The following is a 17,088-nucleotide window of genomic DNA, read 5'->3' as shown; positions in this document are numbered from 1 at the left end:
GTGATCTGACACGATTATGCATATTACGCGTTTAAATATAGAACGTGTTCGAAACTTAAAAGCGGTTGCACTCGTCGGGTTGCAGCCGTTTAATGTCTTTTATGGTGCCAATGGCTCCGGTAAAACCTCGATTCTGGAGGCCATTCATTTACTGGCCACCGGTCGTTCCTTCCGTACCCATATCCCCAAAAACTATATTCAGCATGATGCCCAAGATGCGATTGTATTTGCCCAGTCGCCCACCGAAAAAATCGGCATGCAAAAACTGCTGTCTGGGGAACAACTGATTAAGGTCAATGGTGATCATATTGCCACCCAGGGGCAGCTGGCCAAACTGCTGCCGCTACAACTGATTGATCCGCAAAGTACGGATATTATCGACCACGGCGCTAAACCACGGCGACAGCTGCTGGACTGGATGATGTTCCACGTGGAACCAGAGTTTTATCATGCCTGGCAATACTATTCGCGGGCCTTAAAACAGCGTAACAGCTTACTAAAAACCCGGCGTCATTTAAGCCTGGCAGAACTAGAACCGTGGAACCAGATGCTGAGCCAGTATGGTGAAATGCTGCATCTGCAACGCTACAGTATTATCGAGCAGTGGCAGCACTATTTTCAGCAGGATTTACAGCAGTTGTTGCCCGATTTAAATATTCGCCTGGAATACCATCCGGGATTTCATCCGGAACCGGGTTTAATGAGCGATTTGATCAATCATCATCAGAAAGATGTGGAGCGCCGTTATACCGAATATGGACCGCATCGCGCAGATTTACGTTTAAAAACAGTGACGGGCGATGCCGATGTAGTGCTGTCACGCGGACAAAAAAAGTTATTGATCATGGCTTTAAAACTGTCACAGATTGCAATGCTGCATGCGTGCAATAAGGAAACTGTGGTATTATTAGATGATCTGACAGCAGAATTAGATTTAACCGCACAACGACGTTTAATTGAGCGATTGAGCCAACTTGGTAGTCAAGTTTTTATTACCACCTTAGACCATGAATCAGTGCAGAATCACTTACATGATTTGTCTATTTCCTATCAATTATTCAATGTTGAAAACGGTACTGTTCAAGTTGTTGTGCAATAGTTTTTTATCTTTGGATAGACCAGTTTTTACTAGGGAGAAACCATGAGTTCAGAAGATCAATCTGCCACTCAAACAGAACAAACCAATGAAAAGGCTTATGATTCCTCTAGTATCAAAGTATTACGTGGCCTAGATGCTGTTCGTAAACGCCCGGGCATGTATATCGGTGATACAGATGATGGTACCGGTTTGCACCACATGGTGTTCGAGGTGGTCGATAACGCGATTGACGAAGCGCTTGCCGGCCATTGTGACGAGATTCTAGTCACTATTCATGAAGATGAATCGGTATCTGTGGCCGATAACGGTCGCGGCATTCCAACCGACATTCACCCGGAAGAAGGCGTATCGGCTGCCGAGGTGATTCTGACCATCCTGCACGCCGGCGGTAAGTTCGACGACAACAGTTATAAAGTGTCGGGCGGTCTGCACGGGGTCGGGGTATCGGTGGTAAACGCCCTGTCGAGCAAACTGGAACTGACCATTAAACGTGCCGGTCAGATTCATCAGCAGGAATACCGTCATGGTGATCCGCAATATCCATTAACCGTGGTTGGTGAAACAGAAGAGACCGGAACCATGGTCCGTTTCTGGCCAAGTGCTGAAACCTTTAGCCAGACCATTTTTAATGTCGATATTCTGGCGCGCCGTTTACGTGAACTGTCGTTCCTGAATGCCGGTGTACGCATTGTCCTGAAAGATGAACGTATTAACCTGGAACATATCTATGACTATGAAGGTGGTCTGTCTGAGTTTGTGAAATACATTAACGAAGGCAAAAACCATCTGAATGATATTTTCCATTTTACCGTGCAGGCAGAAAATGGCATTGGAGTTGAAGTTGCGTTGCAATGGAATGATTCTTATCAGGAAAATGTACGCTGCTTTACCAACAATATTCCGCAAAAAGATGGCGGTACCCATTTAGCCGGTTTCCGTGCCGCGTTGACCCGTGGTTTAAACAGCTACATGGAAAACGAAAACCTGCTCAAAAAAGAGAAAGTGGTGGTTTCCGGGGATGACGCACGTGAAGGTTTGACCGCAATTATTTCGGTGAAAGTGCCTGATCCAAAATTCTCTTCACAGACCAAAGAAAAACTGGTGTCGAGTGAGGTAAAACCTGCGGTCGAGCAGGCCATGAATAAATCTTTCTCGGAATATTTACTGGAAAACCCGCAAGCGGCCAAATCGATTGCCGGCAAGATTATTGATGCAGCGCGTGCCCGTGATGCAGCGCGTAAAGCACGTGAAATGACCCGTCGTAAGAGCGCGCTGGATATTGCCGGTTTACCGGGTAAACTGGCCGATTGTCAGGAAAAAGATCCGGCTTTATCGGAACTGTATCTGGTCGAGGGTGACTCTGCGGGTGGTTCAGCCAAGCAAGGCCGTAACCGTAAAATGCAGGCGATTTTACCGCTAAAAGGTAAGATCCTGAACGTGGAACGTGCCCGTTTTGACAAGATGATTTCATCGGCAGAGGTCGGCACCTTGATTACTGCACTGGGCTGCGGAATTGGTCGTGAAGAATATAACCCGGACAAGCTGCGTTATCACAAAATCATTATCATGACCGATGCCGACGTCGATGGTTCGCACATCCGTACCTTGCTGCTGACGTTCTTCTTCCGTCAAATGCCGGAGCTGGTGGAACGTGGTCATATCTATATTGCCCAGCCACCGCTGTACAAGCTGAAAAAAGGCAAGCAGGAACAGTACATTAAAGACAATGAAGCGCTGGAAACCTATCTGATTTCCAATGCCATTGATGAACTGGCCCTGCATGTCAGTGCAGATGCACCGGCGATTCGTGGTGAAGCACTGGCTTCGGTGATTGCCGATTATCAGACCTCGCAAAAGAGCCTGAGCCGTTTAACCTTGCGTTATCCAGCCAGCCTGTTAGATGGTTTGCTGGCGCAAGAGGCGTTCAAGCTGGATCAGGCGCATGATCTGGATTATGTACAGGCTTGGGGTGAGCAGCTGTGTGCCTATATCGCGGCCACTCAAAGCAGTTTACGTCCTGAACTCAGCATCGAAACCTTTGACAAAGAAGATGCGGAAGGACAGAAGTCTGCGATTTACTGGCCACGTATTACCATTTATGTGCATAACCTGCCACATGCCTATTTGCTGGATGCCGGTTTACTCGGTTCGGGTGAGTACGCACGTTTGCTGAAGAACTCGAAGAGCTGGTTTAGCCTGATTGAAGAAGGCGCGTACTTGCAAAAAGGCGAGCGCAAGATTCAGGTCAACAGCTTCCATCAGGTCTGGCAGCATATTCTGCAGGACTCACGCCGCGGCATGATGATCCAGCGTTATAAAGGTCTGGGTGAAATGAATGCCGAGCAGCTTTGGGAAACCACCATGGACCCGGAAAACCGTCATATGCTGCAGGTGACCATTGAAGATGCGATTGAAGCAGATCGGATGTTCTCATGTTTAATGGGCGATGATGTGGAACCACGTCGTGCTTTTATTGAAGAGAACGCCCTGAATGCCGATATTGATGCCTAAGGGCATGATTTAAAAAAAGCGCCTGCGGGCGCTTTTTTGTTGGCGCGATGGATTAGGGCGTGAGAATAATTTTGCGGCAATCCTGTTCGCGTTGATCAAAAATACGATAGCCCTCGGCAGCATCGGCCAGTTTCATACGGTGGGTAATAATCACTTCGGGGGACAGGTCGCCATTTTCAATCCGTTCCAGTAATTCGGGCAGGTACCGATGCACATGGGTCTGGCCCATCTTGAAGGTCAGGCCTTTATCAAAGGCATCACCGAACAGGAAACCGTGAATTGGACCGGCATAGACGCCCGGCACACTGACCACGCCGCCACGGCGCACTGCGGCAATACACTGGCGCAGGGCAAAGCCGCTGGAGCCTTCCAGTTTCAGGTTGGTCATCACGGTTTCAATCATGCTGCCTTTGGCTTCAAAACCAATTGCATCAATGACCGCATCGACACCCCGATGGCCGGGGGTATTGTCAATAATAAACTCGGCCGCATCCATTTCATCAAAATTGACCGGAATCGCGCCATAGGTTTCATGGGCAAACTGCAGCCGGTAATGGTGATGATCGACCATAAAAATCTGTTCAGCGCCAAGCATCCGCGCACAGGCCGCTGACAGTAATCCGACCGGGCCGGCACCATAAATGGCTACACTGGAGCCTTTGCCAATTTGTGCATTGGTCACCGCCTGCCATGCGGTTGGCAGAATATCGGTCAGGAATAGCACTTTTTCATCTGGCAGTGAACCGGGAACTTTAAAAGGACCGATATTGCCTTTGGGGATTCGCACATAATCGGCCTGTCCACCCGGCACGCCGCCATAAAGATGACTGTAGCCAAACAGCGCTGCACCCGGTGGAATCTGTTTTTTATTCAGAATGGCGCCGCGGCCCGTATTGGTATTTTCACAGGAGGCAGTCAGCTCATGTTCACAGAAAAAGCAGTGACCGCAAGCAATCACAAAGGGAATAATTACCCGGTCGCCTTTTTTTACCGCTGTGACCTCGGGGCCGACTTCTTCGACCACGCCCATAAATTCATGGCCAAAAATATCGCCGTGTTCTGTGGCCGGAATTTTACCGCGATATAAATGCAGATCTGAGCCACAAATGGCAGTGGCGGTGACGCGAAGGATAACATCATCCGGTTCCTGAATAATCGGGTCAGGCACCGATTCAACTCTTACATCTCGGGCTCCATGATAGGTTAAGGCACGCATAGAATTTCCTCTCTTGGCTAGCAGAAGGCCAGACCCGTGCATTGAGCCGGCCACATTCCTCCATAATGAAAGGCGCGGCTGTAAATTTATGTATAAATAAACCGGCCAAGCTGTGTGCAAGAGAGCTTTATATTGCAGTTCAGTAAGTGCAATCAGAAGTAAAACGGAGAGGAAAAAGCTATCTATTCGCATCCTCCTTGATCTTTTTAGAGAAAACAGACGGGCTAAAAAGAGGAGTGATCATAAAATGGAAATAAAAAAAAGATAGCCACGGGGGCTATCTTGAGGGGAAGGTTTCGGAAGAAACCGGTTTAACTGTTCTGGAACGATTGCTCCAGGGTTTCCAGTTCCATCATCAGTTCCAGCATGGTTTCTTCGGCCTGTTCCAGCGTGGTTTTTAAGCTGGTCTGTTCATTCATCAGCTTGAGCAAATCTTCTTTACGCGAAGCTTCATACAGGCTGCTGTCAGCCAGCTGTTCTTCAATACTGGCCAGACGGGGCTGGATTTTTTCAATCTGGCTTTCACATTGTTCAATTTTTTTCCGCAGCGGACGGGTTTCTTCACGGCGCTGCGCTGCCAGTTTGCGCTGTGCTTCTTTATCAACTTTGGCCGGTGCGGCAGTCTTGTTGGTACTTGCGCTGGCCTGTGCCAATGCGGTTTGAGCATTGATCTGCTGCTGACGGGCCTCACGTAACCATTTGGCATAATCCTGCAAATCACCGGAAAATTCAGTACAGCGTCCGGCATGCACCAACAGCAGGTCATCACAGACACTGGCGATTAGCTGACGTTCGTGCGATACCAGTACCACTGCGCCTTCAAAGTCCTGTAAGGCCATGCTTAGGGCATGACGCATGTCTAAATCCAGATGGTTGGTCGGTTCATCCAGAATCAGTACATTCGGGCGCTGCCAGACAATCAGGGCTAAGGCCAGACGGGCGCGTTCACCACCGGAGAAGCTTTCGCACGGCGTATCCATACGTTCACCGCTAAAACCAAAACTGCCGAGAAACGAACGTAGGGTGGCTTCACTGATCTGTTTGTCGGCCAGACGTGACAATTGCAGCATCGGGCTGGCTTGTGCATCCAGTGCATCCATCTGATGCTGGGCAAAGTAACCAATATTCAGCAGTTCAGAGGCTTTGCGCTGGCCATTTAATAGTGCTAAATCACCGACCAGTGATTTAATCAGGGTGGATTTACCGGCGCCGTTCATGCCCAGCAGGCCAATACGCGAGCTTGGGGTAATCTGCAGACTGATTTTGCTGGCAATACTTTTGCCCGGATAGCCAATCTCAGCCTGATCCAGAGTCAGTAAGGGTGAACTCATTTTGGTGGGTTCACGGAAACTGAAAGTAAACGGGGTATCGACATGCGCCGGCGCCAGCAACTGCATTTTTTCCAGCTGTTTAATCCGGCTTTGTGCCTGACGCGCCTTAGTGGCTTTGGCTTTAAAACGGTCAATAAATTTTTGCAGATGTGCGCGGGCTTCAACCTGCTTTTCAAAGGCCTGTTGCTGCTGAGCCAGACGTTCGCTGCGGGTCACTTCAAAGGTCGAGTAATTGCCGGTATATAAGGTCAGTTCCTGATTTTCAATATGCAGGATATGATCGGTCACTGCATCGAGAAAATCGCGGTCATGCGAAATCAGGATTAAGGTGCCTTCATAGGCATTGAGCCAGTCTTCAAGCCATAAAATAGCATCTAAATCCAAGTGGTTGGTCGGCTCATCCAGGAGTAGTAAGTCGGAGCGACTCATCAGAGTGCGCGCCAGATTTAAACGCATCCGCCATCCACCGGAGAAACTGGAGACATCTAAGCGCAGCTGATGTTCCATAAAACCGAGACCAGCCATTAACTGGGCGGCTTTAGATGGGGCAGAATAGCCATGAATTTCATCAAAACGGCCATGTAATTGTGCCAGTTCGCTGTCACTGAGCTGTTCAGGTTGTGCCAGCTGTTTCTGAATCTGCCAGTATTCTTCATCACCCGATAACACAAAATCCAGCGCCGGCATATCCAGGGCTTTGACTTCCTGGGCCATGTGCGCAACGGTCCAGCCCGATGGACGGGTCAGGCTGCCTTCATCTGCCCCCAGTTCTCCCAATAAGGCGGCAAATAAGGTCGATTTGCCGGCGCCATTGACTCCGGTGAGGCCAACTTTCCAACCCGGATGGATCTGCATGGACGCTTTTTGAAATAAGACACGACCACCACGGCGTAAAGAGACTTGGTCAAATTGAATCATTGGACTCACTAAACTCAGGAACAGAATGCGCCTATTCTAAAGGATGCGCTCTGGAAAACAAAAAGCTGGCGCAGTTTATTTCAGGTGCTACAGCAACACATCGAAAAAAATAATGAAAAAGCGGGCGCCGTGTCATCTATCGGAAAGCGGCTATGCAGGGTTTTTTTATAAAACCAAGCCCGATATATTAAAATTTCTGATAAAAAACAAAAACAAATGTACGGTGACAAAAATGAAAAACGGAGTTTTGTTGTTGTCGACACTGGCCTTGTGTGGCGTCAGTGGCCTGGCTCAGGCCAATCCGCAGGTCTGTGTTTTTGATCTGTTGGGACGGGCCGGAGAATCCTATAAATTGCTGGAAGAATGGGCCTTGGCCAGCAAGCGCTGGGGCAGCAATGTCAGTCTGAAAGCCTATCAGGATGAAGCCCAGGTCGAGCGCGATTTTAAGGCGGGCAAGTGTGATGGTGCCTATATGACCTCAATGCGGGCGCGGCAATACAATAAATTTGCCGGTTCGATTGATGCACTGGGCGGTGTGCCAAATAATAGCATTGCCCAGAAAGCCATTAGTTATGTGCTGGACCGGCGCAATAACCGCCGTCTGGTGACCCGGATTGGCCAGGAAACCTTTGAAGTGGCTGGCATCGGCCAGATTGGCTCGGCCTATATTTTTGTTAAAGATCGGGCCATGAACTCGGTTGAGCACATTAAAAACCGGAAATTTGCGATTCTGCATTATGATCCGGCACAAAAAATGATGGTGGAGCGGGTCGGTGGTATTGCGGTCGATTCCGATATTTCCAATTTTGTGCGTAAGTTTAATCAGGGCGAGGTTGATATTGTGGCCGCACCGGCCTATGCCTTTAAACCGCTGGAAATTGAAAAAGGTTTGGGCACACGCGGCGCCATGATTGATTTTCCGGTGGTGAATGTCACGGCGGACCTGATTATCCGGCCAGAAAAATTCGCAGATGGTTTTGCAGTACAGTCCCGGCGCTGGTTTGTCCAGCAGATTCCAAAAAACTTTGCCATGGTAAAACGCCTGGAAGCGGAAATTCCGAATAAATACCGCACCCGACTCAGCAAGGAAGATCAGGACAAATACCAGAAACTGTTACGTGATGGCCGCATCGAACTGACCGAAAAAGGTATTTATGATGGCTCGATGATGCGGGTACTGAAACGGGCACGTTGCACGGTAGAACGTACCAATTTTGAATGTTCACTTGGTGGCGAATAGAGAAAATGGTTATAAGTTTGTAAAAAAGTGGCCGTGATGTGTAAATTTTCACCGCGCTGCCTGAAATTTTTAAGCTATTGAAAATACTGCTGATCTCTGCAATTTGTGGGTTTGAGATCAGCAGCTGTATAAATTGAATTGGTCACGATTTAAAAATATTTGGAGTAAAAACTCTATTTTTTTAAAAACAAGTTGCTTAATATTCAGCAAGTGTATGGACACTCTTGATGAAAGACGATTCTGTAAGGACAAATACAATGAAAAAAACAATTCTCGCGCTTTCTGCACTTGCTACTTTGGGTATGGCCAGCAATGCTCAGGCAGCCAAGGTCGATGTATGTATCTTCGATTTACTCGGCAAATCTGGTGAATCTTATCAAATGGCCCAGGAATGGGCGCTGGCCGCGAAAGGCTGGGGCGCAGACATCAACCTGATTCCCCGTCAGGATGAAGCCGTGGCAGATAATGACTTTAAAGCCGGTAAATGTGATGCGGTTTTCCTGACTGCGATGCGTGCCCGTCAGTACAATAAATTTGCCGGTTCGATTGATGCACTGGGTGGTGTGCCAAGCAATGCCATTGCCCAACGTGCGATTACTTTTGCCCTGGACAAACGTAATGCCGGCAAAATGGTCACCAATCTGGGGGGTAAAAAATATGAAGTGGCGGGAATTGCACCTTTAGGTTCGGCCTTTATTTTTGTCCGTGACAAGAATATTGATTCGATTGAAAAAGCTGCCGGCAAGAAATTTGCGGTACTGGGCTATGATGATGCACAAAAAATTATGGTGCAACGTGTCGGTGCTCAGGCGGTAATCTCCGATGTCTCTAACTTTGTGGCGAAATTTAATAATGGTCAGGTCGATATGGTTGGTGCGCCAGCCTATGCCTATAAGCCGCTTGAAATCTATAAAGGCTTGGGCAGTAAAGGCGCCATGTTTAATTTCCCGGTGCTGCATGTCACGGCTGATTTAGTGATTAGTCCGGAGAAATTCCCGGCCGGTTTTGGCCAGAAATCGCGTGACTGGTTCTCGAAAAATCTGCCAAAAAGTTTGGGCATGATTAAACGTCTGGAAGCAGGTATTCCGGCCAAATACAAAATGAACCTGAGCGCGGAAGAGAAAACTAAATACCAGAAGCTGTTACGTGAGGGGCGGATGGATATGACCAAACGCGGTATTTATGATGCGTCGATGATGAGCGTACTCAAACGTGCCCGCTGTTCTGTCGATAAGGCCAACTTCGAGTGTTCACTGGGCGGTGAATAAGCTTCATTTTTAAGGAAAAACAACCCGGCATCTGTGCCGGGTTGTTACGTCTGGAACCTTGTCACTTGGGCCATTGCAGTTCAGGTCAAATCACGTAAGCTAATCAAAAATAATAGTTTCATCTTTGCCCAAGCCTAAAAAATAGAGATGAGTTGTTTCATCCAAGGCATACAGACAGGAGGAGCAGGAGAGGGTGATCTCCAAAGGTAAAAAGAACAAGGATGGATAGGCAAAAACAGCTTTTTAAAATATTAAACACTTCAGTACAACTGAAAACAACAAGAACAGCGATAAAGGAAAGATCAATGAAATATTATGCTCAAGGCATCGCACTGGCTGCAGTGATGGGACTCGGTGCGACTGCAGCACAGGCCAAGCAGACAGTGTGTGTCTTTGATTTGGTGGGAAAAAGTGGTGATGTGTATGCGCTGATGCTGGACTATCAGCTGGCGGCCAAAGCCTGGGGCGCCGATATTGAACTGCGTGTCGGACAGAATGAAGCGGTAATTGCCGAAGATTTTAAAGCCGGTAAATGTGACGGGATTAGTGTCACCGGTATGCGCGGGCGTCAATTTAACAGCTTTACCGGTTCTCTGGATGCGATTGGTGCGATTCCCGATTTAAATCTGGCGGTCAAAGTCATGCAGGGGCTGGCCAGCCCGAAATTTTCCCGTTTCATGACTCAGGGCCAGTATGAAGTGGCTGGTGTAGTGCCTGTTGGTGATGCCTTTTTAATGGTCAATGACCGCAGCATTAATACTGTGGCCAAAGCTGCCGGTAAAAAAATTGCGGTCCTGGATTATGACCAGGCACAAAAAATTATGGTGCAGCAGATTGGTGCGCAGGCGGTCAGTTCCGATGTCACCAACTTCGGCAGCAAGTTTAATAATGGTCAGGTCGATATTATTGGTGCACCGGCCGCCGTGTTTAAGCCACTGGAGCTGCATAAGGGCCTGGGCAGTAAAGGCGCGATTGTGAATTATCCGATTTTACAGGTAACTGGCAATATTATTATTCGCCCGAACAAGTTCCCGGCCGGTTTTGGCCAGAAATCACGGGAATGGGTTAAAGGTCAATTGCCACGTGCCTTTAACATCTTGGGTAAAATGAAAGCCGATATTCCACAAAAATACTGGATGAATATTCCGGCAGCCGACAAACCGGGCTATCAGAAGATGATGCGTGAGGCGCGGATTGACCTGACCAAACGTGGCATTTATGACAAACGCATGATGAAGCTGCTGTGGCAATTCCGCTGTAAGCAGGACCCGAAAAACTTCGAATGCGGCCTACAGGATGAGAATTACAAATAATCTTGATAAAATTAGTCTGAATTGACTTTGAATTGAACATGACTGACCATATATTGGGTATGTTATACTTGATATGTGGTCTTTTCTGTTAAAAGACATTTGAATCGAACGAGGAATCCGACATGAATGCCCAAGCCCTTGTGCTGACTGACAATGCTGCGAACAAAGTACGCCAATTGCGTGACAGTGAAGGCAACCAAGATTTAATGTTACGCGTTTATGTGACCGGTGGTGGTTGTTCGGGCTTCTCTTACGGCTTTAACTTTGCTGAAAGCATGAATGAAGATGATGCTGAATTCGTGAATGGTGACGTAAAAATGCTGGTCGATTCACTTAGCTATCAATATCTGGTCGGTTCAGTGGTGGACTATTTAGAAGGTCTGGAAGGTTCACGTTTTGTGGTTCAAAATCCGAATGCCACGACTACGTGTGGCTGTGGTTCTTCTTTCTCGATTTAAGCAGAATTTTAAAATACTCAGCCCTCTATTTTGAGGGCTTTTTTAATATCTTTTTTAATACCAAGAGATTGGCCTAGACTGCGGTCAATGTTCCTAAAATCCGGTAGCCTTTGGCCCCGGTCACAGCCGGGAAATTGCCACTTTGCTGGTTGAGAAAACGCATCGCCAGCCAGGCAAAAGCAGTGGCTTCCACCCAGGTCGGGTTAATACCTAAATCTGCCGTGGTCTGTACACTCCACTCATGTTTGCGTAAGCGCCAGCGCAGCTGTTCCAGCAAATAGGAGTTATAGGCACCGCCACCACAGACATAGACTTCACCGGTGTCCATGCCGGAGCGGTAAATGGCTTTTTTAATCGCCCGAGTAGTCAGCTTTAACAAGGTGGCCTGTACATTTTCCGGGGTATCTTCCAGTTCCTGATAGGCCAGGTCATTGCGCCAGTCGGCAATCTGCTCATCCAGCCATTCCAGGTTGAAATCTTCACGGCCGGTACTTTTTGGCGGCTCTTTGGAAAAATATTCATGTGCCTGCAGCCGGTCCAGCAGGCTGCGAATTGGTTGGCCATAAGCCGCCCAATTGCCGTTTTCATCATAAGGCTGGCCGGTGTAGCGTTCACACCAGGCATCCATCAGGATATTGGCCGGGCCGGTATCAAAACCATAGACTTTTTCCGGCTGTGCGGCAGGCAACATGCTGACATTGGCAATCCCGCCCAAATTCAGAATCACCCGGTGGATGCTGTCATGCTGGAACATATCCTGATGAAAAGCTGGTACCAAAGGGGCACCCTGTCCACCGGCAGCCATATCACGCCGGCGGAAATCCGAGACCACCGGCAGCTGGGTTATTTCAGTAATAATATTCGGGTCACCAATTTGCAGGGTAAAGCCATGTTCAGGCCGGTGGCGGATGGTCTGACCATGTGAACCAATGGCACGAATCTGGCTGCGATCAAGTTGGTGTTCTTTAATCAGGCGGTTAATGCCATGTCCGATCATTTGCGCCAGCGCGACATCGGCCTTGCCCATCCGGTCAATTTCATTGTCATCCGGCAGGGTCAGGGCCATCAGTTCATCGCGTAAATCGGGATCGAAGCTCAGGGTCAGGGTGGCATGAAGCTGTAAAGGATCAAAAGAAGCAGCAACAATATCGACACCATCCATACTTGTGCCGGTCATTACCCCAATATAGATCGCTGTCATGGTTATTCTTAAGCCTGCAATGTGCTGAAAAAGTGTTAGTATATCGCACAAATTGAATAACTGATGTGTTTGGGTTTTGTGATGTCAAATTTCTTGCCAGCTGAAGAACAACTTGCCCTCATCCAACGAGGTACGCATGAAATTATTTCTGAAGAAGATCTTCTAAAGAAATTAAAAGAGAACCGTCCTTTAAAAATTAAAGCGGGCTTTGACCCGACTGCACCTGACCTGCATTTGGGTCATACGGTTTTAATTAACAAGCTGAAAGTGTTCCAGGATTTGGGGCACGAGGTCTTCTTCCTGATTGGTGACTATACTGCCATGATTGGTGATCCGACCGGTAAGAGCGCAACCCGTCCGCCGTTGTCACGCGAGCAGGTACTGGAAAATGCCAAAACCTATCAGGAACAGGTGTTCAAGATTCTTGATCCAAACAAAACCAAAGTGGTGTTTAACTCGGAATGGTTTGCCAGCAAAACTGCGGCCGATTTAATTCAATTGGCCTCACAGCAAACCGTGGCGCGTATGCTGGAGCGTGATGACTTCACCAAGCGTTATAACAACCAGCAACCAATTGCGATTCACGAATTCCTGTATCCGCTGGTACAAGGCTATGACTCGGTGGCTTTAGAAGCTGACGTAGAGTTGGGTGGCACCGACCAGACCTTTAACCTGCTAATGGGCCGTACCTTACAGGGCCGTTATAACCAGGAAGCACAGGTGTGTATTACCGTGCCAATTCTGGAAGGTTTAGATGGCGTCAACAAGATGTCGAAATCATTAGGCAACTATATTGGTGTATTTGATGCCCCAGGCGCGATGTATCAAAAAGTGCTGTCTATGCCGGATTCACTGATTGAGCGTTATTTTGACCTGCTCAGCTTCAAGTCTGTGGCAGAAATCCAGCAATTACTGAAAGAAGTGGCTGAAGGTCGTAACCCGCAGGATGTGAAAAAGATTCTGGCGCTGGAACTGGTCGAGCGTTTCCACGGTGCGGAAGCTGCAGCCAATGCGCATAAAGGTGCCGGTAACCTGATTACCGAAGGTGAATTGCCAGAAGGCACACCAGAAGTGACCATTTCACGTGGCGAATATGGCGGCGAGATTTTCATTGCTTCTATTTTACGTGCAGCAGGTTTAACCAAAAACGCGGCACAGGCTAAAGATGCTGTCGGTCGTGGTGCAGTGAAAGTTGATTGGCAACCAGTCGATGCCTCATTCTCGGTAAAAGAAAACGTGACCTTGATTGTGCAGGCCAGTAAAAAGGCCATTGCCAAAGTCACCTTTACCGACTAAAAATGCAGTTAAGTATTTGAATTAAAAAGCAGGCTTCGGTCTGCTTTTTTTATGATATTGCTTATAAGATATTTAAATATTTAAATTTAAAAAAAACCTTATAAAAACAAGAATTAAATTTTTCCGATTGTCTTGATTTTGTCATATTTTATGTTTAAGATTTATCCGTCTAAATATGTGGTGTCTACATATCTAGAGGGTAAATTGCTATTTGATGACGTTTCATCCCCAAGAAGCGCGGAAATAGCCGAAAATAATAATGACAATAACATATGGATCCGTAAAAGATTCAACTCCGAGGGAGAGATTTTGGGAGAGATCTCTTTCTTTTTTTTATCCAAAATTTAGCCTTTGACCTGAAAAAAAGCGGTTTTTTGAGCAGCTGGAGCACTATCTGCCCCATGGTTGCCCGCTGCAAAAATCCGGCGTATAAATAAATCCGGATCATCATTTCCATATAAAAAATAAACTCGAGCCAGAGGGAGCGCATGTATTCCTATAATACCGATACTCATGATCAGCAGCTGGATGCCATTTTACGTTTCCTGTTTGAATATCAGCCGCAAAGTGAAAAGCAGTTTGCCTATCAACCGGTCAAGACACTGTTTGAGCAATTAGAGCTGTCGGCCATGTATCAGCTATTTGCCCTGATTCACGAGCAACTGCCGCGCAAAGCCAGACTGCTGTTTGCTGCCGAAGATTATCGCGGTAAACAGGCACTGGTCTTAGAGGTCATGCAGCATATTCGCGAACGGGTTTAACTATTGTCATGAAATCTTGATCGTTTTTTCATCTGCCTTACATGTTCAGGCCACAGACTCAGTCAGACAATTCCAATTAAAACACTGAGTCTCAGGGTAATTGCCAGATGAACGTATTGAATAAAAAAACCATATTATCAATAGCCTGTCTTTCTGTTTTTATGACAGCCTGCGGGGATAATGACCGTCATACTACTGCACCGACGCCAGTAGTCGAGGGCAAAGCCGTTGAACTGAATATTCTGCATATCAATGACCATCACTCCCATTTAGATGAAGAGCACTGGAACTTTAGCCTGGCACAAGGGGCTGAGGAAGAAAATTATAGCGTCAGCCGGGGTGGTTTTGCCCGTGTCGCCGGTTTAATCAACCGTCTGGCAGAGGAATATCCGAATGTGATTAAACTGCACAGTGGGGATGCGATTACTGGCGATCTGTATTTCAACCTTTCTGAAGGTAAGGCCGATGCAGATGCCATGAATACGGTCTGCTTTGACAGTTTTGTGCTGGGCAATCATGAATTTGATGCCAAAGATGCAGGCCTACAAAAATTTATTAACTATCTGGATGCCGGTAACTGTGCCACACCGACCCGTATTGTATCGGCCAATGTGAATTTCGGTTCATCTTCGCCGCTGTATCAGACTCAGCGCATTGAAAAGTCTTTTATATTTGAACGTGACGGTGAAAAGTTTGCCATTATTGGCCTGACCATTGCCGATAAAACCAAAAATGCCTCTCAGCCGAACAGTGACACTACGTTTGCCAATGAAATTGAAGCGGCTCAACAGGAAATTGATCGCCTGAAAGCTCAAGGCATCCATAAGATTATCCTGCAAACCCATACTGGTTTTGCCCTGGATCAGCAACTGGCTGCGGCTTTAACCGATGTCGATGTGATTGTCGGCGGTGATTCACATACCTTATTAGGTCCGGACAGTTTAGAGGCGGTCGGCCTGAGTCCGAGTGGTGCGTATCCGACCCAAGCGCGAAATAAAGATGGTGATCTGGTCTGTATTGCCCAGGCCTGGCAGTACAGCTATGTAGTGGGTGATTTAAAGGTCAGGTTCAATCCGCAAGGTCAGGTGGAACAGTGTAGTGGTACACCGCACATTTTAGTGGGCGATGACTTTAAGCGTGAAAATACCGAGAGCAAACAGTTTGAAGCCTTAAATGCAACCGAACAGGCGGCGCTGCTGGAGCGTTTTAAAGCGGCAAATATTCCGATGCAGGTGGTCAGCCCATATACCGCGACCTTAAATGTGCTGTTGCCATATCAACAACAGAAACAGAATTTTGCCAGCACGGTGGTGGCTCAGGCAACCGATAACCTGTGTTTACGCCGTGTACCGGGGACACAGCGTGATACCAGCCGTTCTAGTCTGGGCGATATCTGTAACCAGAATCCGCATGTCATTGCCCATGGCGGCGATATTCAGCAGATGATTGCCGAAGCCTTCTTGCAACAGGGCAAAGTGTACTTTGATGCCGATCTGTCATTCCAGAATGGTGGCGGGGTGCGTGTAGATGTCGCAGCAGGTCCAGTTACGGTTGAGAAAATCTATCAGGTACTGCCATTTAAAAATACACTGGTCCGTCTGGATATGACCGGTGCAGAAATTAAAGCCACGCTGGAAGATGCGATTAGCGGTGTGGTCGAGCAGAGAAATACTGGCAGTTATCCATATACTGGTGGTTTACGCTGGCAGGTAGATTTAACCCAGGCCAAAGGGCAGCGTATTAGCCAGCTGGAAGTGCGTAATACAAGCGGTAGTTATGAAGCACTGGTCTTGGATCGAACCTATAAAGTGGTGACTATCGACTTCCTGGCCAATGGACAGGACTACTATAGCAGCATGAAAGAGGTGACAGGCGAGCGCCGTATGGACGTGGGCCTTGATTATGCCGAAGCGTTTTTACAATATGTGGAGCGTTTACCGGGAACAACCGGACAAAAATCACTCGGTAAATTGCCAACAGCGGATTACAGCACGCAGAAATTTACTGAATAAGATAAAAAGAAAGACAGCAAAAAATCCCGTTCGCGGGATTTTTTCTTTTGAATTGTGCAAAAAATAAGTGAAAAACCGGTTTTTTTAGCTGTTTCGTAGAAAAAAGATACATATGTGAAAAATAAAGTGAATTGGGGCTTGCAATGATTCTGAAATCCTCTAGAATGCACCCCATACCGACGAGATACACGGTGATGAACGAGGCGGATCGCTGAGTTGTTGAGTGTTTTGAGTCCAGCTTCTGGCACTGACGAGGTGTTGGAAAGATCATTAAGAGATTATGAAGAACAACTTGTGTGGATTTTTACTGGTTGATTAATCGAATATATTTTCATTAATTGATTGGTTTAAATTACTCGAAGTTTATTTGAGCGAATTTAAGTCAGGAATTGATGAGCCAGATTTGGTCACTTCGAATAAAGTGACAAAATGATTTTAACTGAAGAGTTTGATCATGGCTCAGA

General features: G+C 47.3%; 12 protein-coding genes. 9 read left to right on the top strand and 3 right to left on the bottom strand.

Features of this window, described 5'->3' with window-relative positions; genetic code table 11:
• Positions 1-16: 16 nt before the first annotated feature.
• Positions 17-1,099 carry a DNA replication/repair protein RecF gene (gene recF, locus FTU69_RS11965; protein WP_180103940.1) on the top strand — a complete coding sequence of 361 codons (1,083 nt, stop codon included), beginning with the start codon at positions 17-19 and terminating at the stop codon, positions 1,097-1,099.
• 42 nt (positions 1,100-1,141) lie between these two features.
• Entirely contained in the window at positions 1,142-3,610 is a 2,469-nt protein-coding gene (gene gyrB, locus FTU69_RS11960) for a DNA topoisomerase (ATP-hydrolyzing) subunit B (protein ID WP_104470783.1), read from the top strand.
• 52 nt (positions 3,611-3,662) lie between these two features.
• Here the strand turns inward: gyrB and FTU69_RS11955 are convergent, their stop codons facing one another.
• Both FTU69_RS11955 and FTU69_RS11950 read right to left on the bottom strand, forming a co-directional pair.
• The gene (locus tag FTU69_RS11955; RefSeq protein WP_104470784.1) at positions 3,663-4,826 is read right to left on the bottom strand and encodes a zinc-dependent alcohol dehydrogenase; all 1,164 of its coding nucleotides are present in this window, start codon (positions 4,824-4,826) and stop codon (positions 3,663-3,665) included.
• Between the two features lie 311 nt (positions 4,827-5,137).
• A complete protein-coding gene (locus FTU69_RS11950; RefSeq protein ID WP_180103939.1) occupies positions 5,138-7,075 on the bottom strand; it encodes an ATP-binding cassette domain-containing protein in 1,938 nt (645 codons plus the stop codon).
• A gap of 232 nt (positions 7,076-7,307) precedes the next feature.
• Between FTU69_RS11950 and FTU69_RS11945 the strand changes: the two genes are divergently transcribed.
• The 4 genes from FTU69_RS11945 (at position 7,308) to erpA (ending at position 11,354) form a co-directional block, all read left to right on the top strand.
• On the top strand, positions 7,308-8,315 hold the full coding sequence (locus FTU69_RS11945) for a putative solute-binding protein (RefSeq protein ID WP_180103938.1): 1,008 nt from the start codon (positions 7,308-7,310) through the stop codon (positions 8,313-8,315).
• 257 nt (positions 8,316-8,572) lie between these two features.
• Positions 8,573-9,583: a putative solute-binding protein gene (locus FTU69_RS11940; RefSeq protein WP_016659761.1), complete on the top strand. Its 1,011-nt coding sequence runs from the start codon at positions 8,573-8,575 to the stop codon at positions 9,581-9,583.
• A gap of 344 nt (positions 9,584-9,927) precedes the next feature.
• Positions 9,928-10,896, top strand: coding sequence for a putative solute-binding protein (locus FTU69_RS11935; RefSeq protein ID WP_171065126.1), 969 nt, complete (start codon positions 9,928-9,930; stop codon positions 10,894-10,896).
• Positions 10,897-11,018: 122 nt separating this feature from the next.
• Positions 11,019-11,354 carry an iron-sulfur cluster insertion protein ErpA gene (gene erpA, locus FTU69_RS11930; RefSeq protein ID WP_005181144.1) on the top strand — a complete coding sequence of 112 codons (336 nt, stop codon included), beginning with the start codon at positions 11,019-11,021 and terminating at the stop codon, positions 11,352-11,354.
• Between the two features lie 73 nt (positions 11,355-11,427).
• Here erpA and FTU69_RS11925 read toward each other — a convergent pair whose 3' ends face one another.
• Positions 11,428-12,555: an anhydro-N-acetylmuramic acid kinase gene (locus FTU69_RS11925; protein WP_180103937.1), complete on the bottom strand. Its 1,128-nt coding sequence runs from the start codon at positions 12,553-12,555 to the stop codon at positions 11,428-11,430.
• A gap of 63 nt (positions 12,556-12,618) precedes the next feature.
• On the opposite strand from FTU69_RS11925, the gene tyrS reads away from it, so the two are divergent.
• The 3 genes from tyrS to FTU69_RS11910 all read left to right on the top strand — a co-directional run bounded on the left by tyrS (position 12,619) and on the right by FTU69_RS11910 (position 16,624).
• A complete protein-coding gene (tyrS, locus tag FTU69_RS11920) occupies positions 12,619-13,851 on the top strand; it encodes a tyrosine--tRNA ligase (protein ID WP_005181149.1) in 1,233 nt (410 codons plus the stop codon).
• Positions 13,852-14,339: 488 nt separating this feature from the next.
• Positions 14,340-14,612: a hypothetical protein gene (locus FTU69_RS11915; RefSeq protein WP_005181154.1), complete on the top strand. Its 273-nt coding sequence runs from the start codon at positions 14,340-14,342 to the stop codon at positions 14,610-14,612.
• A 107-nt stretch (positions 14,613-14,719) separates the two neighbouring features.
• Positions 14,720-16,624, top strand: a complete 1,905-nt coding sequence (locus FTU69_RS11910; RefSeq protein WP_180103936.1) for a bifunctional UDP-sugar hydrolase/5'-nucleotidase — start codon at positions 14,720-14,722, stop codon at positions 16,622-16,624.
• Positions 16,625-17,088 lie beyond the last annotated feature (464 nt).

Origin of the sequence: Acinetobacter sp. YH12134, from assembly GCF_013418555.1 — a bacterium.
Taxonomy (GTDB): Bacteria; Pseudomonadota; Gammaproteobacteria; order Pseudomonadales; family Moraxellaceae; genus Acinetobacter; species Acinetobacter indicus.
This window is presented reverse-complemented; position numbering and strand designations above follow the sequence as displayed.

What these genes read in the sequence shown, in the direction of transcription:
- recF (WP_180103940.1), top strand. Translation starts at nt 17, where the DNA reads ATGCATATTACGCGTTTAAATATAGAACGTGTTCGAAACTTAAAAGCG.
- gyrB (WP_104470783.1), top strand. Translation starts at nt 1,142, where the DNA reads ATGAGTTCAGAAGATCAATCTGCCACTCAAACAGAACAAACCAATGAA.
- FTU69_RS11955 (WP_104470784.1), bottom strand. Translation starts at nt 4,826, where the DNA reads ATGCGTGCCTTAACCTATCATGGAGCCCGAGATGTAAGAGTTGAATCG.
- FTU69_RS11950 (WP_180103939.1), bottom strand. Translation starts at nt 7,075, where the DNA reads ATGATTCAATTTGACCAAGTCTCTTTACGCCGTGGTGGTCGTGTCTTA.
- FTU69_RS11945 (WP_180103938.1), top strand. Translation starts at nt 7,308, where the DNA reads ATGAAAAACGGAGTTTTGTTGTTGTCGACACTGGCCTTGTGTGGCGTC.
- FTU69_RS11940 (WP_016659761.1), top strand. Translation starts at nt 8,573, where the DNA reads ATGAAAAAAACAATTCTCGCGCTTTCTGCACTTGCTACTTTGGGTATG.
- FTU69_RS11935 (WP_171065126.1), top strand. Translation starts at nt 9,928, where the DNA reads ATGGGACTCGGTGCGACTGCAGCACAGGCCAAGCAGACAGTGTGTGTC.
- erpA (WP_005181144.1), top strand. Translation starts at nt 11,019, where the DNA reads ATGAATGCCCAAGCCCTTGTGCTGACTGACAATGCTGCGAACAAAGTA.
- FTU69_RS11925 (WP_180103937.1), bottom strand. Translation starts at nt 12,555, where the DNA reads ATGACAGCGATCTATATTGGGGTAATGACCGGCACAAGTATGGATGGT.
- tyrS (WP_005181149.1), top strand. Translation starts at nt 12,619, where the DNA reads ATGTGTTTGGGTTTTGTGATGTCAAATTTCTTGCCAGCTGAAGAACAA.
- FTU69_RS11915 (WP_005181154.1), top strand. Translation starts at nt 14,340, where the DNA reads ATGTATTCCTATAATACCGATACTCATGATCAGCAGCTGGATGCCATT.
- FTU69_RS11910 (WP_180103936.1), top strand. Translation starts at nt 14,720, where the DNA reads ATGAACGTATTGAATAAAAAAACCATATTATCAATAGCCTGTCTTTCT.